Annotated in this window: 21 protein-coding genes; 4 read left to right on the top strand and 17 right to left on the bottom strand. The window is 66.8% G+C overall.

Annotated features, from left to right (window positions below):
• Positions 1-16: 16 nt before the first annotated feature.
• Genes lptB through Q8R75_RS03865 form a run of 16 tightly spaced genes read right to left on the bottom strand, consistent with a single transcriptional unit; the run spans position 17 to position 11784 of the window.
• Positions 17-757: an LPS export ABC transporter ATP-binding protein gene (gene lptB, locus Q8R75_RS03940; RefSeq protein WP_305615664.1), complete on the bottom strand. Its 741-nt coding sequence runs from the start codon at positions 755-757 to the stop codon at positions 17-19.
• The gene (gene recX, locus Q8R75_RS03935) at positions 750-1193 is read right to left on the bottom strand and encodes a recombination regulator RecX (RefSeq protein WP_305615666.1); all 444 of its coding nucleotides are present in this window, start codon (positions 1191-1193) and stop codon (positions 750-752) included. The genes lptB and recX overlap by 8 nt, the downstream gene beginning before the upstream one ends.
• Complete coding sequence (gene recA / locus Q8R75_RS03930; protein ID WP_305615667.1) at positions 1190-2221, bottom strand: recombinase RecA; 1032 nt, start codon at positions 2219-2221, stop codon at positions 1190-1192. Before recA ends, recX begins: the two co-directional genes overlap by 4 nt.
• A 56-nt stretch (positions 2222-2277) precedes the next feature.
• Positions 2278-2772, bottom strand: a complete 495-nt coding sequence (locus Q8R75_RS03925; RefSeq protein ID WP_305615733.1) for a CinA family protein — start codon at positions 2770-2772, stop codon at positions 2278-2280.
• Positions 2772-3218, bottom strand: a complete 447-nt coding sequence (locus tag Q8R75_RS03920; protein ID WP_305615735.1) for a phosphatidylglycerophosphatase A — start codon at positions 3216-3218, stop codon at positions 2772-2774. The genes Q8R75_RS03925 and Q8R75_RS03920 overlap by 1 nt, the downstream gene beginning before the upstream one ends.
• 58 nt (positions 3219-3276) lie before the next feature.
• Entirely contained in the window at positions 3277-4239 is a 963-nt protein-coding gene (thiL, locus tag Q8R75_RS03915) for a thiamine-phosphate kinase (protein ID WP_305615668.1), read from the bottom strand.
• 20 nt (positions 4240-4259) lie between these two features.
• Positions 4260-4751, bottom strand: a complete 492-nt coding sequence (gene nusB, locus Q8R75_RS03910) for a transcription antitermination factor NusB (protein ID WP_305615669.1) — start codon at positions 4749-4751, stop codon at positions 4260-4262.
• Positions 4752-4754: 3 nt separating this feature from the next.
• Complete coding sequence (gene ribH / locus Q8R75_RS03905) at positions 4755-5228, bottom strand: 6,7-dimethyl-8-ribityllumazine synthase (RefSeq protein WP_305615671.1); 474 nt, start codon at positions 5226-5228, stop codon at positions 4755-4757.
• Positions 5229-5248: 20 nt separating this feature from the next.
• Positions 5249-6337 (bottom strand): bifunctional 3,4-dihydroxy-2-butanone-4-phosphate synthase/GTP cyclohydrolase II, encoded by a 1089-nt coding sequence (gene ribBA, locus Q8R75_RS03900; protein WP_305615672.1) that lies wholly within the window; start codon positions 6335-6337, stop codon positions 5249-5251.
• On the bottom strand, positions 6334-6942 hold the full coding sequence (locus Q8R75_RS03895) for a riboflavin synthase (protein WP_305615674.1): 609 nt from the start codon (positions 6940-6942) through the stop codon (positions 6334-6336). The genes ribBA and Q8R75_RS03895 overlap by 4 nt, the downstream gene beginning before the upstream one ends.
• A 43-nt stretch (positions 6943-6985) precedes the next feature.
• A complete protein-coding gene (dsbD, locus tag Q8R75_RS03890) occupies positions 6986-8866 on the bottom strand; it encodes a protein-disulfide reductase DsbD (protein ID WP_305615676.1) in 1881 nt (626 codons plus the stop codon).
• Positions 8867-8922: 56 nt separating this feature from the next.
• Entirely contained in the window at positions 8923-9264 is a 342-nt protein-coding gene (gene cutA / locus Q8R75_RS03885; protein ID WP_305615678.1) for a divalent-cation tolerance protein CutA, read from the bottom strand.
• Positions 9261-9926 (bottom strand): alpha/beta family hydrolase, encoded by a 666-nt coding sequence (locus tag Q8R75_RS03880; RefSeq protein WP_305615680.1) that lies wholly within the window; start codon positions 9924-9926, stop codon positions 9261-9263. Before Q8R75_RS03880 ends, cutA begins: the two co-directional genes overlap by 4 nt.
• Positions 9926-10234, bottom strand: a complete 309-nt coding sequence (locus Q8R75_RS03875; RefSeq protein WP_305615682.1) for a (2Fe-2S) ferredoxin domain-containing protein — start codon at positions 10232-10234, stop codon at positions 9926-9928. Before Q8R75_RS03875 ends, Q8R75_RS03880 begins: the two co-directional genes overlap by 1 nt.
• Before the next feature lie 54 nt (positions 10235-10288).
• Positions 10289-11380: a VanZ family protein gene (locus tag Q8R75_RS03870; RefSeq protein ID WP_305615684.1), complete on the bottom strand. Its 1092-nt coding sequence runs from the start codon at positions 11378-11380 to the stop codon at positions 10289-10291.
• A complete protein-coding gene (locus Q8R75_RS03865) occupies positions 11377-11784 on the bottom strand; it encodes a YqaA family protein (protein ID WP_305615737.1) in 408 nt (135 codons plus the stop codon). The genes Q8R75_RS03870 and Q8R75_RS03865 overlap by 4 nt, the downstream gene beginning before the upstream one ends.
• A gap of 116 nt (positions 11785-11900) precedes the next feature.
• Here Q8R75_RS03865 and ilvA point away from each other — a divergent pair, with 116 nt between their 5' ends.
• The 3 genes from ilvA to Q8R75_RS03850 all read left to right on the top strand — a co-directional run bounded on the left by ilvA (position 11901) and on the right by Q8R75_RS03850 (position 14973).
• On the top strand, positions 11901-13412 hold the full coding sequence (ilvA, locus tag Q8R75_RS03860) for a threonine ammonia-lyase, biosynthetic (protein ID WP_305615686.1): 1512 nt from the start codon (positions 11901-11903) through the stop codon (positions 13410-13412).
• Positions 13409-14377: a beta-propeller fold lactonase family protein gene (locus tag Q8R75_RS03855; protein WP_305615688.1), complete on the top strand. Its 969-nt coding sequence runs from the start codon at positions 13409-13411 to the stop codon at positions 14375-14377. The genes ilvA and Q8R75_RS03855 overlap by 4 nt, the downstream gene beginning before the upstream one ends.
• A 68-nt stretch (positions 14378-14445) precedes the next feature.
• Positions 14446-14973, top strand: coding sequence for an SRPBCC family protein (locus tag Q8R75_RS03850; RefSeq protein ID WP_305615689.1), 528 nt, complete (start codon positions 14446-14448; stop codon positions 14971-14973).
• A gap of 55 nt (positions 14974-15028) precedes the next feature.
• On the opposite strand, the gene Q8R75_RS03845 is transcribed toward Q8R75_RS03850, so the two are convergent.
• A complete protein-coding gene (locus Q8R75_RS03845; RefSeq protein WP_305615691.1) occupies positions 15029-15613 on the bottom strand; it encodes a 5-formyltetrahydrofolate cyclo-ligase in 585 nt (194 codons plus the stop codon).
• 50 nt (positions 15614-15663) lie between these two features.
• Between Q8R75_RS03845 and Q8R75_RS03840 the strand changes: the two genes are divergently transcribed.
• Positions 15664-17631, top strand: coding sequence for a lytic transglycosylase domain-containing protein (locus Q8R75_RS03840; protein WP_305615693.1), 1968 nt, complete (start codon positions 15664-15666; stop codon positions 17629-17631).
• Positions 17632-17744 lie beyond the last annotated feature (113 nt).

Genomic DNA, 17744 nt, shown 5'->3' with positions numbered 1-17744 from the left:
TGCAAATTTCGGCGGGCTACAGGCGGAAATGCTCGCCCAGATAGACCTTCCTGACACTTTCGTTATACACGATTTCGTCCGGACGGCCGCTCGCCAGCACCTCGCCTTCGTTGATGATGTAAGCCCGGTCACAGATGCCCAGCGTTTCCCGCACATTGTGGTCGGTGATCAGTACGCCGATGCCGCGCTCCTTCAGGAAACGGATGGTTTTCTGGATGTCGATCACGGCGATCGGGTCAACACCGGCGAACGGTTCGTCGAGCAGGATGAAGCGTGGCGATGTGGCCAGCGCGCGGGCAATCTCGACCCGGCGCCGCTCGCCGCCCGACAGCGCCACGGCTGCACTCTTGCGCAGGTGGGTGATGCCAAGTTCGTCCAGCAACTCTTCCAACCGCTGTGCGCGCACCCGCGCATCCTTCTCGTTCAGCTCCAGGATGGCGAGGATGTTTTCCTCGACGTCCAGCTTGCGGAACACCGAATTTTCCTGTGGCAGATAGGACAGGCCCTGGTGCGCCCTGCGGTGTATCGGCAGGTGCGTCAGCCGCTCGCCATCGAGGTGGATCTCGCCGCCATCGGCCGTGACCAGGCCGACGATCATGTAGAAACAGGTCGTCTTGCCGGCACCGTTCGGTCCCAGCAAGCCGATCACTTCGCCGCTGCCAACCTCGAAGGACACATCCTTCACGACCGGGCGCGATTTGTATTTCTTGCGCAGCCGCTCAACCTTGAGCCGGCTGGCACTCCGGTTTTCAGTCATCGTCGTCGGGTTGTTCGCGCAGTACCTTGCGTATGCTATCGGCGGAAAAGCCGCGTGATTGAAGAAATCTCGCCTGCCGCGCCCACGCCTTCACGTCCTGCGGTGCGGCATCGAACCGGCGCGCCCATACTGCACGCGCCCGAACGGTCTCATCCTGTTCCAGTGAAGCCAGCGCCGCACCGGCATCATCCTCCGGTACGCCGCGCAGTTTCAGTTCGTGCTGCAGTCGGCGCGCGCCGAAGCGGGTCGCACGTGACGACACGAATTGTTCCGCAAAACGTGCATCCGAAACGAGGCCACATTCCTCGAAACGGGTCAGCAACGCCGCGATGTCTTCGTCGTTGCCGTCCTCCGCCAGTTTCCGCACCAGTTCCGCGCGACTGTGATCACGCCGCGCGAGCAGGCGCAGGGCCTTCTCGCGCAGGCTTGCACTCACGCAGCTTCTTCCCGCCCGGCGACGATGGCGCCCATTTCCGGCATGCCGCAGGCCACGCGCACCTTGTTCTCGATTTCGCGTGCCATGACCGGGTTGGCGCGCAGGAACTCGCGCACGTTGTCCTTGCCCTGGCCGATGCGTTCGGTGCCGTAGGAATACCAGGCACCCGACTTCTCGACGAACTTGTGCAGCACACCCAGCTCGATGATTTCGCCTTCGCGCGAAATGCCCTCGCCGTACAGGATGTCGAATTCGGTCTGCTTGAATGGCGGTGCCACCTTGTTCTTCACCACCTTGACACGGGTTTCCGAGCCGATCACCTCTTCGCCCTTCTTGATCGCGCCGATGCGGCGGATGTCGAGGCGGACCGAGGCGTAGAACTTCAGCGCATTACCGCCGGTGGTCGTTTCCGGATTGCCGAACATGACGCCGATCTTCATGCGGATCTGGTTGATGAAGATGACCATCGTATTGGTGCGCTTGATGCTCGCCGTCAGCTTGCGCAGCGCCTGACTCATCAGGCGGGCCTGCAGGCCGGGCAGCGAATCACCCATTTCGCCCTCGATTTCGGCCTTCGGCGTCAGTGCGGCGACCGAGTCGATGACGATCACGTCCACGCCGCCGGAGCGCACCAGCATGTCGACGATTTCGAGCGCCTGCTCGCCGGTGTCCGGCTGGGAAATCAGCAGGTCGCTGACATTGACGCCGAGCTTGCCGGCGTACTGCACGTCGAGCGCGTGTTCGGCGTCGATGAAGGCCGCCGTGCCGCCGATCTTCTGCATTTCGGCAATCACCTGCAGCGTCAGCGTCGTCTTGCCGGATGATTCCGGACCGTAGATTTCGACCACGCGCCCGCGCGGCAGCCCGCCGATTCCGAGCGCGATGTCCAGTCCGAGCGAACCGGTCGATACGGCCTGGATATCGTTTTCCAGCTGGCCGTCGCTCATGCGCATGATCGAGCCCTTGCCAAACTGCTTCTCTATCTGGGCCAGCGCTGCCGCGAGCGCCTTGGCCTTGCTGTCATCCATGCGGAATCCTTTCGTTTGCTTTCAATCGATTATGGCACAGTTCTTGCCACGTGCTTTCAGGTCTGTACTGCCTGCAAGGCCAGCAGCACAGTCAGTGTATGACGTACGGATAGACGGCGCACGGTTTCGCGGTCGCCGTCGAAATGACGCGTTTCGCTGCGCTCGACACCACCCGTCACGGCCCAACCGAAGCACACCGTGCCGACCGGTTTGCCCGGTGTCGCACCGCCCGGACCGGCAATGCCGGTGACCGACAGGGCGACCGTTGCGGCCGAGCGGGCCAGCGCACCGCGCACCATGGCCAGCGCAACCGGCTCGCTGACTGCGCCGTGCGCGGCCAGTAACTCGACCGGCACGTCGAGCAGGCGCTGCTTGGCGGCGTTCGAGTAGGTTACGAAACCGCAGTCGAACCAGCCCGAACTGCCGGCCGTGGCGGTCAGCACCTCGGCAACCCAGCCTCCGGTGCACGATTCCGCGCTGACGATGACATGTCCGGAATTGCGACAGGCCATACCCACCGCGGCCGACAGTGCATCGAGTTCGTCGTCCATCATGCGAAACGTTCCAGCAGCAGCTTGCCCAGCGCCAGCGACACCATGGCAAACAGGGCTGCAATCAGGTCGTCCAGCATGACACCGAAGCCGTTCTTCATGTGGATATCGACCCAGCGCGCGGGCGGCGGCTTGAATATGTCGAACAGACGGAACGCGAAGAAGGCCGCAAGCTGCCAGAAGAAGTCGGGCGGCGTCACCCACAGCACCAGCCAGAAGGCGACAATTTCGTCCCATACGATGGCGCCATGGTCGGGTACGCCGAGGTCGCGTCCGGTGCGCTGACAGGCCAGCGACCCGATGATGAAGGCGATCAGAAGGAAGATGCCGAAGACGGCGTCGGAAAATTGCGGCTTGATCAGCAGATAAAGCGGCCAGGCGGCCAGCGTGCCCCAGGTGCCGGAGGCAAACGGCACCAGACCGCTGCCGAAGCCGCAGGCCAGCATGTGCGCCGGATGGGCCAGAAAGCCTAAGCCGGGCGGAACGGAAGTCTTGATCATCGCTTCACGAAAAGTGGTCGTAGCCGCGGTGCGCGACCGGCAGTTCGCAACCTTGCGCATCGATCAGGCTGACATCGCCGGCACGGCCGGCGCGCATTGCTCCGATGCGGGTCAGCGGCAGCGACAGCGATTCGGACAGCTGGCGCAATGCATCGTGCGTACTGAGCGACGCGCAGAACAGCAATTCATAGTCGTCACCGCCGGCCAGCAGTGCGCGGCGAACGGTCGCCTCGTCATCGCAGGTGGCGCGCAGCGCGGCCCAAGGAAGGGCTGCGTCTTCGACCACCGCATGCAGGCCGCTGCCGGCGGCAATGTGACCCAGATCGGCCAGCAGGCCGTCGGAAACGTCGATGGCCGCGCTCGCGACATCCTGCAGGGCGCGTCCGAGCGCCACCCGGGGCAGCGGCTTTTCCAGCGCTGAGATGCAGTCGTCGCGATGCGCATCCTTCAACCGAAAGCTTCCGAGCGCGTCGGCCAACCCCAGCGCGGCCCGTCCCGGCTGGCCAGACACCCAGATATCGTCGCCGTCCTGCGCACCGCTGCGGCGCAGCGCCTTGCCGGTCGCCGCTTCGCCGAAAGCCGTCACGCACAGCGTCAGCGGCCCGCGCGTCGTGTCACCGCCAATCAGGTCGACGCCATATATATACGCACAATCGAAAAAGCCGTCGGCAAAGGCGCCCAGCCATGCGTCGTCGACCTCAGGCAGCGACAGGGCGAGCGTGACCCAGCGCGGCGTGGCCCCCATGGCGGCGAGGTCGGACAGATTGACCGCCAGCGTCTTCCAGCCGAGTCGGCGCGGATCGGTATCCGGGAGGAAGTGGGTGCCGCTGACCAGCATGTCGCAGGTGATGGCCAGTTCGCAACCGGGAGACGGGCGGACCAGCGCACAATCATCCCCCGGCCCGAGCACCCCGCCGCGCATCGGCCGGACGAAGTGGCGGCGGATCAGCTCGAATTCCGGACTCACCGGGCTCACCGGAATCGCGACTATCGACGAGGGCGGTTGCGTGCCGCCTCGACCTCCACCGCGCGCAACTGTGGCGCCAGCTTGTCGAGTACGCCATTGATGAACTTGTGGCCGTCCGACCCACCGAAATCCTTCGCCAGCTCGATCGCTTCGTTGATCACGACGCGGTACGGCGTTTCGATCTGGTGCGCCAGTTCGAAGGTCGCCACCAGCAGGATGGCGTGCTCGACCGGCGACAGCTCGCCGACCGGCCGATCCAGATGACTGCCGAACTGCGCGCGCAGTGCGTCGGCCTTGTCGTGCGCGCCATTGAGCAGCGCGCGGAACAACTTGCGGTCGACCTTCGTGAAGCCGTCGTCTTCGCTCAGATGCGCGTCGATCGCCGGCAGGTCGTTGCCGGACAGCAACCACTGGTAGATGCCCTGAACCGCGAATTCGCGGGCCAGACGGCGGCCCGATTTGCGCGGTGCGTCTGCGGTCTTGAGGTCGCCGGTGTCGGAGTTGTTGTCCATGTATCAGTCTGTCAGTGTGGCGATGAGGCGGGCCATTTCGACCGCGGCGCGCGCGCAGTCGGCGCCCTTTTCATGCATTCGGGAAAGCGCCTGGTCGTCGTCTTCTGTAGTCAGCACGCCATTGGCAATCGGCACACCGGTCTTGAGTTGCACGTCGGACACCCCACGCGCCATTTCGTTGGACACAATTTCGAAGTGATACGTCTCGCCGCGGATGACCGCGCCGAGCGCGACCAGCGCGTCATGCTTGCCGGACAGCGCAAGCCTTTGAAGAACCAGCGGAAGTTCAAGCGCACCGGGCACACTCACGATGAGCGTGTCGGCCGGCGCGACGCCCAGCGTGCGAAGTTCGGCGCAACAGGCCGACAGCAGGCCGCTGCCGATGTCCGGGTTGAAGCGGGCCATCGCGATGGCGACGCGCAGGCCCTTGCCGTCGAGATTTTCGGCGATTTCGGGAATGTCATTGAAGCGCGGCATGGAGGTTCTCGCTTGTTCGGTCAGTCAGTCAGGTAGCCGGCCAGTTCGAGGTCGAAGCCGGCCATGCTCGGAATCTTGCGCGGGTTGGCCAGCAGCCGCATCTTGCGCACGTTCAGCGAACGCAGGATCTGCGCGCCGACGCCGAAGGTGCGGGCGTCCCAGCGGGCGGCCGGCGCAGCACCCGGATCATCGAGCAGTCGGCGCAGATCGGCATCGGTTTCGGTCCGGCGCAGCATCACGATGACGCCACGGCCGGCATCGTTGATGATCTGCATCGAGCGGTCGATGCTGAAACTGTGGCGCGGGCTGTCGCCGTCGAGAAAATCGAGCACCGATATCGGTTCATGCACGCGCACCAGCGTTTCCACGTCGGGATCGATGTCGCCCTTGACCATGGCGAGATGGATTTCGCCGGTGGTCGTGTCCTCGAAGCCGTGCAGCATGAATCTCCCGTAGGCGCCGCTGACCTCGCGCCGCGACACTTCGCGAACCAGCGCTTCGGTGGCCGCGCGCCATGCGATCAGGTCGCGGATGGCGCCGATCTTCAGGCCGTGTTCCTGCGCGAAGGTGATCAAGTCGGGCAGCCGCGCCATCGTGCCGTCGTCCTTCAGGATTTCGCAGATCACCGACGCCGGCTCCAGCCCGGCGAGATGGGCCAGATCGCAGCCGGCTTCGGTGTGGCCGGCGCGGATCAGCACGCCGCCCTTCTGTGCGGTCAGCGGGAAGATGTGGCCCGGCATCACGATGTCGTCGGGCTTCGCGTTGCGCGCCACGGCGACCTGGATGGTGCGCGCGCGGTCATGCGCCGAAATGCCGGTGGTCACGCCGGTCGCCGCTTCGATCGACGCGGTGAAGGCGGTGCCGTGCGGCGTGCGGTTGTGGCGCACCATCTGTTCCAGCCCGAGCTGGCGGCAGCGCTCTTCGGTCAGCGTCAGGCAGACCAGGCCGCGGCAGTGCTTGACCATGAAATTGATCGCTTCGGGGGTGACGAATTCGGCCGCCAGCACCACGTCGCCCTCGTTTTCCCGATCTTCCTCATCGACCAGGATGACCATGCGGCCCGCCTTGATGTCGGCGATGATGTCCTGCACCGGTGCCAGTGCGCTCATGCTTTGTCCCCCGCGACCATCATGCGCTCCGCGTAGCGGGCGATCAGGTCGATTTCCAGATTGACGCGGCTGCCTGCGGCGAGCGCGCGCAAGGTCGTCACCGCGACGGTGTGCGGAATCAGATTGATCGAAAACTCGCAGCCATCGTCGACATCGGTCACTCGATTGACCGTCAGGCTGACGCCCTGCACCGTGATCGAGCCCTTGCGCGCGATGTAGCGCGCCAGCGGCCGCGGCGCGACGATGACCAGTTCGTGCGATTCGCCGATCCGGGTGAAGCTGCGCACGATACCCACGCCATCGACGTGACCGCTGACCAGGTGGCCGCCCAGCCGGTCCGACAGGCGCAGCGCCTTTTCCAGATTGACCTCGCCCGGCGCGTCCAGCCCGACCGTGCAGGCCAGCGTTTCCTTCGACACGTCGAACAGCGCGTGCCGGCCGTCGATGCCGACCACGGTCAGGCAGACGCCGTTGTTGGCGATGGAATCGCCGACGATGACGTCGTCGAGTCCGAGACCGTCGGTGTCCACGGTCAGACGGACGCCCTGCTCAAGCGGGGCGATATGGGTGATGCGACCGATGGCGGCCACGATGCCGGAAAACATGGGAGAGGGACGTGAGCTGCGAAAGAAGACGGATTTTACGCGATCAGCGCGAGCCGCTGGCGGCGATCGCGCGGCCCAGCGTCGACGAGAAGGGCCCGGCCGGCACGAAACCGACCACCCGCGTCCCCGCGATCTCCTGTCCCGACCGGTCGAAGAACAGGATGCCGGGCGGCCCGAACAGCCCGAATCGCTTCAGCAGCGCCTGGTGTTCGGCGGAATTGGCGGTCACGTCTGCCTTCAGCAGCGTCATGCCCGCCATCTGCGCAGCAACCTGCGGGTCGCTGAAGGTGAAACGTTCCATTTCCTTGCAGCTGACGCACCAGTCGGCGTAGAAATCGAGCATGACCGGTGCCGTGGCTGCAGCAAGTCGGGCATCGAGCTCAGCCGCGTTGCCGACCGGCTGGAACGCGGGCGCCGCGGACGCCGCTGCGGCGCCGCCGCGCAGCACCGCCAGCGGCTGCAGCACGTCGCGCGAACCGGCCGCCGCACCGATCAGCAGGCTGGCACCGGCCAGCAACGCGATCACGCCGACACCCTTCCACAGCTTGTGCCAGCCGCTGGCGTGCGCTGGCAGCGGGTCGAGGGCGTGCAGATAGACGCTCGATGCGATCAGCAGCGCCGCCCACGCCAGCATGGTCACCACGCCGGGCAGCACCGGCGAGGCGATCCAGATGGCGGTGGCCAGCAGCAGCACGCCGAAGAAACGCTTCACGCCTTCCATCCACGGTCCGGTGTGCGGCAGCAGCGAACGCGACGCCACGCCGACCGCGATCAGCGGCGCGCCCATGCCGAGCGCCATGGCGAACAGCGCCAGACCGCCGAGCACGGCGTCGCCGCTCTGCGCGATGTACAGCAGCGCGCCGGCCAGCGGTGCCGCCACGCAGGGGCCGACGATAAGCGCCGATGCCGCCCCCATCAGCAGCAGGCCGCCGATCGAGCCGCGCTGGTGGTTGGCCGTGTCGGACAGGCGCGACTGCAGCGCCGTTGGCAGTTGCAGTTCGTAGAAGCCGAACATCGACAGCGACAGCACGACGAACACCAGCGCAAAGCCGCCCAGCACCCAGGCGTTCTGCAACGCCGCCGACAGCAGCGTGCCGGACAGACCCGCCGCCACGCCAGCCAGCGCATAGGTCGCGGCCATGCCCAGCACGTAGGCCGCCGACAGCGCGAAAGCGCGCCCACGCGAAATATGCGCGCCATGGCCGACGATGATGCCGGACAGGATGGGCACCATCGGCAGCACGCAGGGCGTGAAGCTCAGCAGCAGCCCGAAACCGAGGAAGCTCACTGCGATCAGCCACAGATTGCCGCTGCGCATCAGGCCGGCGACCATCGACGAGTCGTCGCCAGCTGGCGCGACGGCTGGCTGAGCCTGCGACGCTGCGGGTGCCGCCGGTTCCGCAACCGGCTGCTCGCTGCGCCCGCCCAGCCCGCGCAGGCGGTCAAGCACGGACGCGCCGGCTGCCTCGTCGAATCCGGCCACATTCACCCTTACCCCCGGGTTGGCCGGATCGAGCACCAGCGTCTGTTCGGACGGCGGATAGCAGATTCCGGCGTCGGCGCAGCCCTGTGAACGCACGGTCAGCGTGATCGGCGTGTCGGGCATGGAGCCGAGCGGCAACCGGATCGGCAGCACGCCGCGGTGCACCTCGACGTCGCCGAAGATTTCGTCCTTCTTCATCTTGCCCGGCGGGATGTCGGCCGGGCCGAGCGCTGCCTGCTCGGCTGCGAAGCCCAGCTTGTCGCGATACAGGTAATAGCCGTCGGCGATGTCGAAGCGCACTTCGACCGTCGTCGCATCGACCACTGTTGCGGACAGCCGGAACGCCTGCTCGAGCGGCAACAGCGCGGGCTCGGCCCGTACGAAAGCGCTGACGGACAAGGTCAGCGCGAGGCAAAGCATGCGAAACAAACGGGGCAGCATCGGGATCATCGGTGGCCCTTCACGGGCGGACGGAACATCGGTTGGAAAGTCATGTATCAGGCGCTCGGGGCAGCGGGTCGGGTGTACTCACCGACCCAGGTCAGGTAGTCATCCAGCCCGCGCTCGACCGGTACGGCAATGATTTCGGGCAGGTCATAAGGATGGGCGGCGCGCAATGCGGCTACCAGCGCATCGTAGGCCGCAACACTCGTCTTGATGGTCAGCGGTACTTCCAGCGCGTCTTCGACCGCACCCTGCCAGCGATAGATGGACCGGACCGGCGCGCCGATGCTGACACAGGCCGCCAACCCGCGCTGCACCAGATCGCGCGCGATGCGCGTTGCCGCCGCTTCGTCCGGCAGCGTGGTCAGCACCAGCAGCATGCGCGCGTCGCTCATCGCCCGGCGGGCGCGGTGGCGCGCCACCAGCGTTCGATCAGCAGACGCAGCACGTGCAGCCGGCCGTGGAAGAAGTGATCGGCTTCGCCCAGCACGCTGACCGGCAGGTTCTGCGGCGCGGCCCATGCCAGCACGTGTGCCAGCGGCACGACCTGATCGCGCTCGCCGTGGATCACCAGCGCATCCTCGCGCACCGGACCCGGCGCGTAGTGGCGGATGCCTTCGACCGATCCGGCAGCCAGCCCGACCAGCACCATGCCGGCGACCGGCGCGCCGCGGGCGGCCAGCGCGTCGGCCAAACGGGTCGTCACGTAGGCGCCGAAGGAAAAGCCGGCGACGATGACCGGCAGATCGCCGAAACGCGCCCGCGCATGTTCGATCACGGCCAGCTGGTCGTCGGTTTCGCCGCGACCTTCGTCGTGCGTGCCTTCGGTCCTGCCGACGCCGCGGAACTGCGCCCGCAGCGCGACGCAACCCAGTTCGCGCAGTGCGCGCGCCACTGTCAGCACCACCTTGTTGTCCATCGTGCCGCCGTACAGTGGGTGCGGATGACCGACCAGCGCGATGGCGCGCGGCGCGCCGTCCGGCATTTCGGTCAGCGTTTCGATCGTGCCGACCGGGCCGGCGATCACGCCGCGTTCGGACTGTATGCGTGCGTTCATCAGACTTTCAGCCGCTCGACCACGCGGTCATTGACCAGATGTTCTTCGATGATTTCGTCGATGTCTTCCTGATCGACGTAGGTGTACCAGACCGCTTCCGGGTAGATCACGATGACCGGGCCTTCGCTGCAGCGGTCGAGACAGCCCGCCATGTTGACGCGCGCCTTGCCTTCGCCCGACAGGCCGAGCGCCTTGACGCGCTTCTTGGCGTAGTCGCGCAACCCGGCCGCGCCCAGACTGTTGCAGCACTGTTCGCCGTCGGGCCGCTGGTTGCAGCAGAAAAACACATGGTGCTTGAAGTGGCTCATCGGCCGGTCTCCGGATGTGTATTGAGTCGAGTGCGGAAGGTCGTCAGACCGTGATTATCGGTGATCGTGGGCTGCATGTCGGCTGCGTCCTTCACGCGCCTGCAGCGCCATCAGGTAAGGCAGGGCGAAATACGGCCACAGCGCCGACGCCAGTCGCGTCAGGCCGCTGAAATTGAAAAAGTGGCCCGCTCGCCAGGCGTCCGACACCGCCGACGGATAAGGGTTGTACGGCGCCAGATTCGCCAGCGCGACACCCGCCAGCAGCGCCAGCGCGGCCAGCGCGAAACGCAGCGTGGCCGGCAGCCACAGCACAATGCCCAGAGCCAGAGCGCCCGCCACCAGACCGGCCAGCGCACCGGGCGTCGCCCACAGCCAGGCACCGCCAGCGGGCACCAGCACCGCCCCCGAACCGGCCTTGACCGCCAGCGCGATGACGAAACCGCTTGCCAGCAGCCATAGGCTTCGCGCGCGCATGCTGTGCCAGCCGATCACGCCGACGCCGACCATGGCGCAGATACAGGCGCCGATCTCGACCGCCCGGTAGCGGTGTTCGGTGAAATCGACCGGTGGCGGCAGGCCGAACAGATCGCGAAGGTCACCCAGACCGAACAGTGGCGTATCCGGATCGATCTGTGCCACCCACCACAGGCACAGCAGCACCAGCGCAATGTCGCCGGTGTGGCCGCGCACGATGCGCCGGGTGCGCCAGCGGGCAAGCGCGCCGCCGTCATTGAGCACGCCGCCCCAGCGCCAGCCGATCAGCGCGCCGATCGCCGCACCCACCATGTTCGACAGCACGTCAAGATTCGACGGCACCCGACGCGGCAGAAAGTGCTGCAGCACTTCCAGACTGATCGACAGCCCGGTCGCCAGAATGATCGCCAGCACAAGGGCGGGTGTGCGGCGCAGCCGGGGCGCCGCGGCCGGCACCAGCAGAAAACCGAGCGGCAGGTAACCCAGCGCGTTGGCGACGACGTCGAAGCGCGTCCAGTAACGCGGCCAGGGCGCCGTCAGAAAATCCAGCAGCCGGTCGCCGGCGTCGCGGAACTCGCCCAGCGGGTGCAGGCTGGCATAGGTGATCAGGAGCGCCCACGCGACCGCGAGGTGGCGCGCCAGCTGGGTGGTGTGCGGGCCGGAACGGATCATGCCAGCAGCGCGGCCAGTGCCACGTAGCGCGCGCCCTTGCCCAGCGCCATCATCAGCGCGCTGCGCCAGGGCGGCAGACGCAGCCAGCCGGCGGCGACGCACAGCGCATCGCCGATGAACGGCGTCCACGACAGCAGCAGCACCGGTGTGCCGTGCCGGCGCACGAATTCGAGCCGCTCCGGGAGCGCCCGGCCCGGAATCAACCGCCCCATCCAGTAGCTGGCCATGCCGCCGGCCGTATTGCCCAATGTGGCAAGCAGCACGGCTGCCTCGCGCTGGTCCGGATGCGCCGTGACGACGGCGATGAACATCGGCTCGGAGCCGACCGGCAGTATCGTCGCGGCGAGAAAGCTGGCGATGAACAGGCCACCCAGGCTGGCTTCGGCGCCCGGCATCCAGTCCATCATTGCCATTCGGCGCGCGTGCATGGCATTTGCCGGCAGAGCGCGCGCGCTGCTAGGCTTGCGCCCCTGTGCGCCGCCCATTCCCGCGACGGCGCGCGCAAGGCTGTATCCCCATCATGCACATCGACTACCTCGAAAAGATCCTGAACGCGCAAGTGTACGACGTGGCGATCGAAACGCCGCTCGACCTCGCCCCGAACCTGTCGCGGCGCATCGGCAACACAGTGCTGTTCAAGCGCGAAGACATGCAGCCGGTGTTCTCGTTCAAGCTGCGCGGCGCCTACAACAAGCTGGCCAACATGACGCCGGAGGCGCGCGCACGCGGCGTCATCTGTGCCTCGGCCGGCAACCACGCGCAGGGCGTGGCGCTGTCGGCGGCAAAGCTGGGTTGCCGCGCGGTCATCGTCATGCCGACGACGACGCCGCGCATCAAGGTCGAGGCGGTCGCGGCACGCGGCGGCGAGGTGGTGCTGGCGGGTGAATCCTACGACGAAGCCTACGCCCATGCGCGCACGCTCGAAGCGGAACAGGGCCTGACCTTCGTACACCCCTTCGACGATCCGGACGTGATCGCCGGCCAGGGCACGATAGGGGTCGAAATCCTCCGCCAGCACCCGAAACCGATCGACGCCGTGTTCTGCTGCGTCGGCGGCGGCGGGCTGGTGGCCGGCGTCGCTGCTTATATAAAGCGGCTGCGGCCCAACACCCGCATCATCGGCGTGGAGGCATCGGATGCCGATGCGATGGCGCAGTCGCTGGCGGCCGGCCGGCGCATCCAGCTCGACACCGTCGGCCTGTTCGCCGACGGCGCAGCCGTCAAACTGGTCGGCGAGGAAACCTTCCGCCTGGCACAGCTCTACGTCGACGAAATGGTGCTGGTGAACACCGACGAAATCTGCGCGGCGATCAAGGACGTGTTCGAAGACACCCGCTCGATTCTCGAACCGGCCGGCGCGCTCGCGGTGGCCGGAGCCAAGGCCTGGGCGGCGAAGAACAACGTGAAGGGCGCGACGCTGGTGGCGATTGCCTCCGGCGCCAACATGAATTTTGACCGCCTGCGCTTCGTCGCCGAGCGCGCCGAAATCGGCGAGTCGCGCGAGGCGGTTCTGGCGGTGACGCTGCCGGAGCGGCCGGGCGCGTACCGCGAACTGGTCGCACTGTTCGGCCGGCGCAACATCACCGAGCTGAATTACCGCTACAAGGACGCGAAAGAGGCGCACGCCTTCGTCGGCGTGCAGGTGTCGGGGCGCGACGAGGCCGCCGAACTGGTGCGCCACCTGGTGGCGAACGGCTATCCCGCGCTGGACCTGACCGATGACGAACTGGCCAAGCTGCACGTGCGCTACATGGTCGGCGGGCGCAGCCCGGAAGCGGGCCAGGAACAGGTGTACCGCTTCGAATTCCCGGAACGGCCGGGCGCACTGATGAAATTCCTCGACGCGATGTGCCGCGACTGGAACATCAGCCTGTTCCATTACCGCAACCACGGTGCCGACTACGGCCGCGTGCTGGTCGGCATGCAGGTGCCGGCGAGCGATCGGGCCGCGTTGCAGACCTTCCTCGACGCGCTGGGCTATGCCTACCGCGACGAAACCGACAACCCGGCCTACAAGCTGTTCCTCGGATGAAACCTTCGCTGTTTGCAGGGCTGCTGGCGCTGATGTGCGGCGCACTGACCAGCGCCGCCGCACTGGCCGGCCCGCTCGCCTACATCACGAACCAGGGCTCGCACGACGTCAGCGTGGTCGACCTCGAAACATCGCGCGTGATCGCTGCGCTGCCCGCCGGCAAGTCACCGGCCGGCGTGTGGGTCAGCGAGGCGGCGGGCAAGGCCTTCATCAGCAGCCCGGACAGTGCGAGCATCACCGTCATCGATCTGGCGACGCGTCGGGTCACCGGCAGCATCCCGGCCGGCAAGAGCCCGGTCGGCATCACGGTGACGCCGGACGGCCGACGACTGCTGGTGGCGGACTGGTTTTCGCACCGCGTGCTGGTGTTCGACGCCGCCACACACGCCGCGCTCGGCGAGATCGCGGTCGGCAATGCGCCGGCCGGACTGGTCGCCTCGCCGGACAGCCGCACGGCCTGGGTGGCCAACCGCGACGACAATGCAGTCGGCGTGCTCGACCTCGCACAGATGAAGCAGGTATCGACGATTGCGGTCGGCAATCACCCATTCGCACTGGAACTGTCGGCCGACGGGCGCACGCTGTACGCGCTGAATGTGTGGAGCAATGACGTGTCCGTGGTGGACGTCGCGCAGCAGCGCAGCGTGGCGACACTGCCGGTCGGCAAGGGGCCGTACGGCATCGCCTTTTCGGACGACGGCGCGCGCGCCTACGTGACCAATCAGCAGGGCGACAGCGTATCGGTCATCGACACCGCGCAACGTCAGGTCATCGCGACCTGGCCTTCGGTCGTTTATCCCGAGGGCGTCGCAGTGACCGGCAATACACTGCTGGTCGTCAGCTGGATGGACGATCTGGTCGGCGTGTTCGACGCGCAGACCGGTGCGGCGCGCGGCACCATCGATCTGGGCCGCAACCCGCGCGGCTTCGGCCGCTTCATCCATCGCCCGGCGCCTGCGCATTGATCGCTGCGCCGCCTGCGGCTATCGACGCCGCCTTTGCAACAACCGTTTTTGACAACCGAGGAGATACCATGCGCGCAGTTTCGGCGTTCATCATCATGCTGGCCGCATCCCTTGCCGCCACTTTCGCACACGCCCACGGCCCGACGCGCCAGAAGGCCTTCGAATCGATCACGATCAAGGCCAGCCCGGAGGCCGTGTGGGACAAGGTCGGCGACTTCACGAAGTTGCATGGCTGGCATCCGGCGGTCGAAAGCAGCAGCACGACCAATCGCAGCGAAGTCGGTTCGGTCCGCACACTCAATCTCAAGGGCGGCGGTCAAGTCATCGAAACACTGGAGTCCATCGACCCGGCCGCGAAGAAGTTTTCCTACCGCGCCAAGGATGGCGGTGCGCTTCCGGTCACCAACTACAGCTCCAACATGACGGTGAAGGCCGGCGAAGGCGGCACCACGGTGGTGGAATGGCGCGGCGCCTTCTACCGCAAGTACATGAACAACGACCCGCCGAAGGGCGAGGACGACGATGCTGCGCTGAGCGCCATCACCGGCGTCTACAAGAGCGGCCTGGAAAACCTGAAGGCCGTGCTGGAAAAGTAGGCGGCCCGAGTGAAGCGAAAGCCGGCGCATGCGCCGGTTTTTTTTCGCCCGTCGCTCATCTGTAGGGACCGAATACCCCGGCTTCGCTGACGATCCAGTCCATCGGAATGTCGTGCGGCTGCGGGTCCAGATCGTCGAGTCGTCCGTCCTCGATGGCAATGCCGATGGCGCGCGGCGCCGGCGTGAGCGCGGCCAGCGTGCGGTCGAAATGGCCGGCGCCGTAACCGAGCCTGAACCCGCGTGCGTCGAAACCGTTGCATGGGATCAGCAACAGCTCGGGCACCACCGGCGCGCCATCCGCCGGGTACGGAATGCCGTAGCGGTCGCTGGCCATGGCGCTTGCGGGTGTCCAGCGACGGAACGTCATCGGCTGGCCTTTTTCCCCTACCACCGGCAGCGCCGCCCAGCGCACAGCGTCGCCGGTCAGCCAGTCGCGCACGACGGCGAGCGCATCGAATTCGCCGCGGTAGGGCCAGGTGAAGCCGATGGAGGCGGGTGCGAGTTGCGCCAGCAGCGCCTCAAGATGGCGGGCGATGGCGGCATGCCATGGGGCCAGCGCAGTCGCCGGCATGGCCTCGCGCCGGGAAACCAGCGTCAGGCGAAGTGCGCGCCGTCGGGCGCGATCGTCGGGAACATTCACGTGCGGGCGGTATCATGAGTATCAGCAAGCGAAAACGATAGCAGATGCCCATGCAATTCACCCTCAGTGCGCAGGTCAAGCGCGCATGCCGCCCGCTCCTGTTTGCGCTCGCACTGTGCGCGCCTGCGGTGCAGGCCAACGCTGACGCCGCCTTCATCGCCGCACGCGACGCATTTTCCGCCGGCAACCGGCAGGCTTTCGAGCGCAGTGCCAGCGGACTGCAGTCGCACGTACTCTCGTCCTACATCGAGTATTACCGGCTGCGTCTCGATCTCGACCGCGCCTCACCCGACCGCGTCGCCGCCTTCCTCGAACAGCACGCTGGCACGCTGGTTGCGCAGCGACTGCGTTCGGACTGGCTGCGCCAGCTCGCAAAGGCCGAACAATGGAGCGACTATCGCGCCCAGTACGCCTTGCTGCCGCAAAGTTCGCCGACACCCGAAGCCGATCTGCGCTGTCACGCGCTGCGCGCCCGGCTGGATGTTGCCGAACAGGCTGCGCTCGCCGATGCAAAGCTGCTGTGGGCGACGATGGACGAGCCGCCGTCCGCCTGCGCACCCGTCTTTGCCGCACTGTTCGACGCCGGCCGCCTGACAGAAGATGAAGTGTGGCTACGCGCACGTCGTCACATGGAACTGCGGCGCCCCGGCCAGGCGCGCAGCACGCTTGCCTTGCTGCCAGACGCTGCTCAGCCGCCGGCCAGCGCGCTGGACGACATCATCAGCAGCCCGACGCGCTGGCTCGATCGCCAGCCCGCCAACTTCTCGATCACCCGGCGCGGGCGCGAACTGGCGCTGATGGCCATCGCGCGCCGTGCGCGCAGCGACGTGCGCGGCGCCGAACGCAGCCTCGAAGTGGTTGCCCACCGATTCAGCGCCGAGGAGCGCGGTTACGCCTTCGAGCAACTTGGCTGGCAGGGCGCGCAGCAGCACGATACGCGCGCGGTGCAGTGGTGCCGGTCGGCCGATGATGCGCTGCAGGGCGAAGAAGCCCTGGCCTGGTGCGCGCGCGCTGCGCTGCGCGCAACGAACTGGAAGGTGCTGCGCGACATCATCGGCCGCATGCCGCAGACGCTGGCCGAGAAGCCCGAGTGGATCTACTGGGACGGCCGGGCGCGCAGCGCGACCGGACACGTCGATCAGGCGCACGCTGCGTGGCGACGCATTGCCGGCGAGCCGCACTTCTACGGCCTGCTCGCGGCCGAAGAGCTCGATCAGCCGCATCGACTGCCGCCGCAGGCCACGGCGCCGTCGGTCGATGAAATCCGTCGCGCCGAGGCGACGCCAGCGATCGCGCGCGCGCTCAAGCTGTTCGAGCTCGACCTGCGCACCGAGGCGGTACGCGAATGGAACTGGGCCATCCGCGAAGCCGATGACCGCGCCCTGCTCACCGCGGCGCACGTGGCGCTGCGCCACAAGTTGTGGGACCGCGCCATCAACAGCGCCGACCGCACGACGCTGGAACACGACTACTCGCTGCGCTACCTCGCACCGATGCGCAGCGATGTCGAACCGCATGTGCACGCCCGTTCGCTTGACCTGAGCTGGGTGTATGGGCTGATGCGGCAGGAAAGCCGCTTCATCACGCGCGCCAAATCATCGGCGGGCGCGCAGGGCCTGATGCAGGTGATGCCGGCGACCGGCCAGTGGGTGGCAAAGAAAATCGGCTTGAACGGCTACAAGCCATCGCAGATCGCCGACCCGGACACCAATCTGCTGCTCGGCACCAGCTACATGCGGCTGGTGCTGGACAGCCTCGACGATCACGTGGTGCTGGCCAGCGCCGGCTACAACGCCGGGCCCGGCCGGGCCAAGAAGTGGCGCGCCGCCAAGCCGCTCGAAGGCGCGATCTACGCCGAAACCATTCCGTTCAACGAAACGCGCGACTACGTGAAGAAGGTGATGGCCAACGCGGTGCTGTACAGCCTGGTGTTCGGACAGCCCGACAGCCCCGGGCTCAAGCAGCGCCTGGGCACGATACGGCCGGGTCCGGGCGCGCTGCCGGACGATCCGATATAAGAGTCCGCCCGCACTGGACCGCGCCATGGCCGGCACACGTCTTGATCCCGGTCACGCATCCCCCTGCTGCGACGCTGGTAGCATGATGGCCGTTGTTCAACCCGAGTGAGCGC

Source organism: Methyloversatilis sp., assembly GCF_030696805.1.
In the GTDB taxonomy this organism is placed as follows: domain Bacteria; phylum Pseudomonadota; class Gammaproteobacteria; order Burkholderiales; family Rhodocyclaceae; genus Methyloversatilis.
Note: the sequence above shows the minus strand (reverse complement) of the source record. Positions and strands in the feature narration are given on the sequence as shown.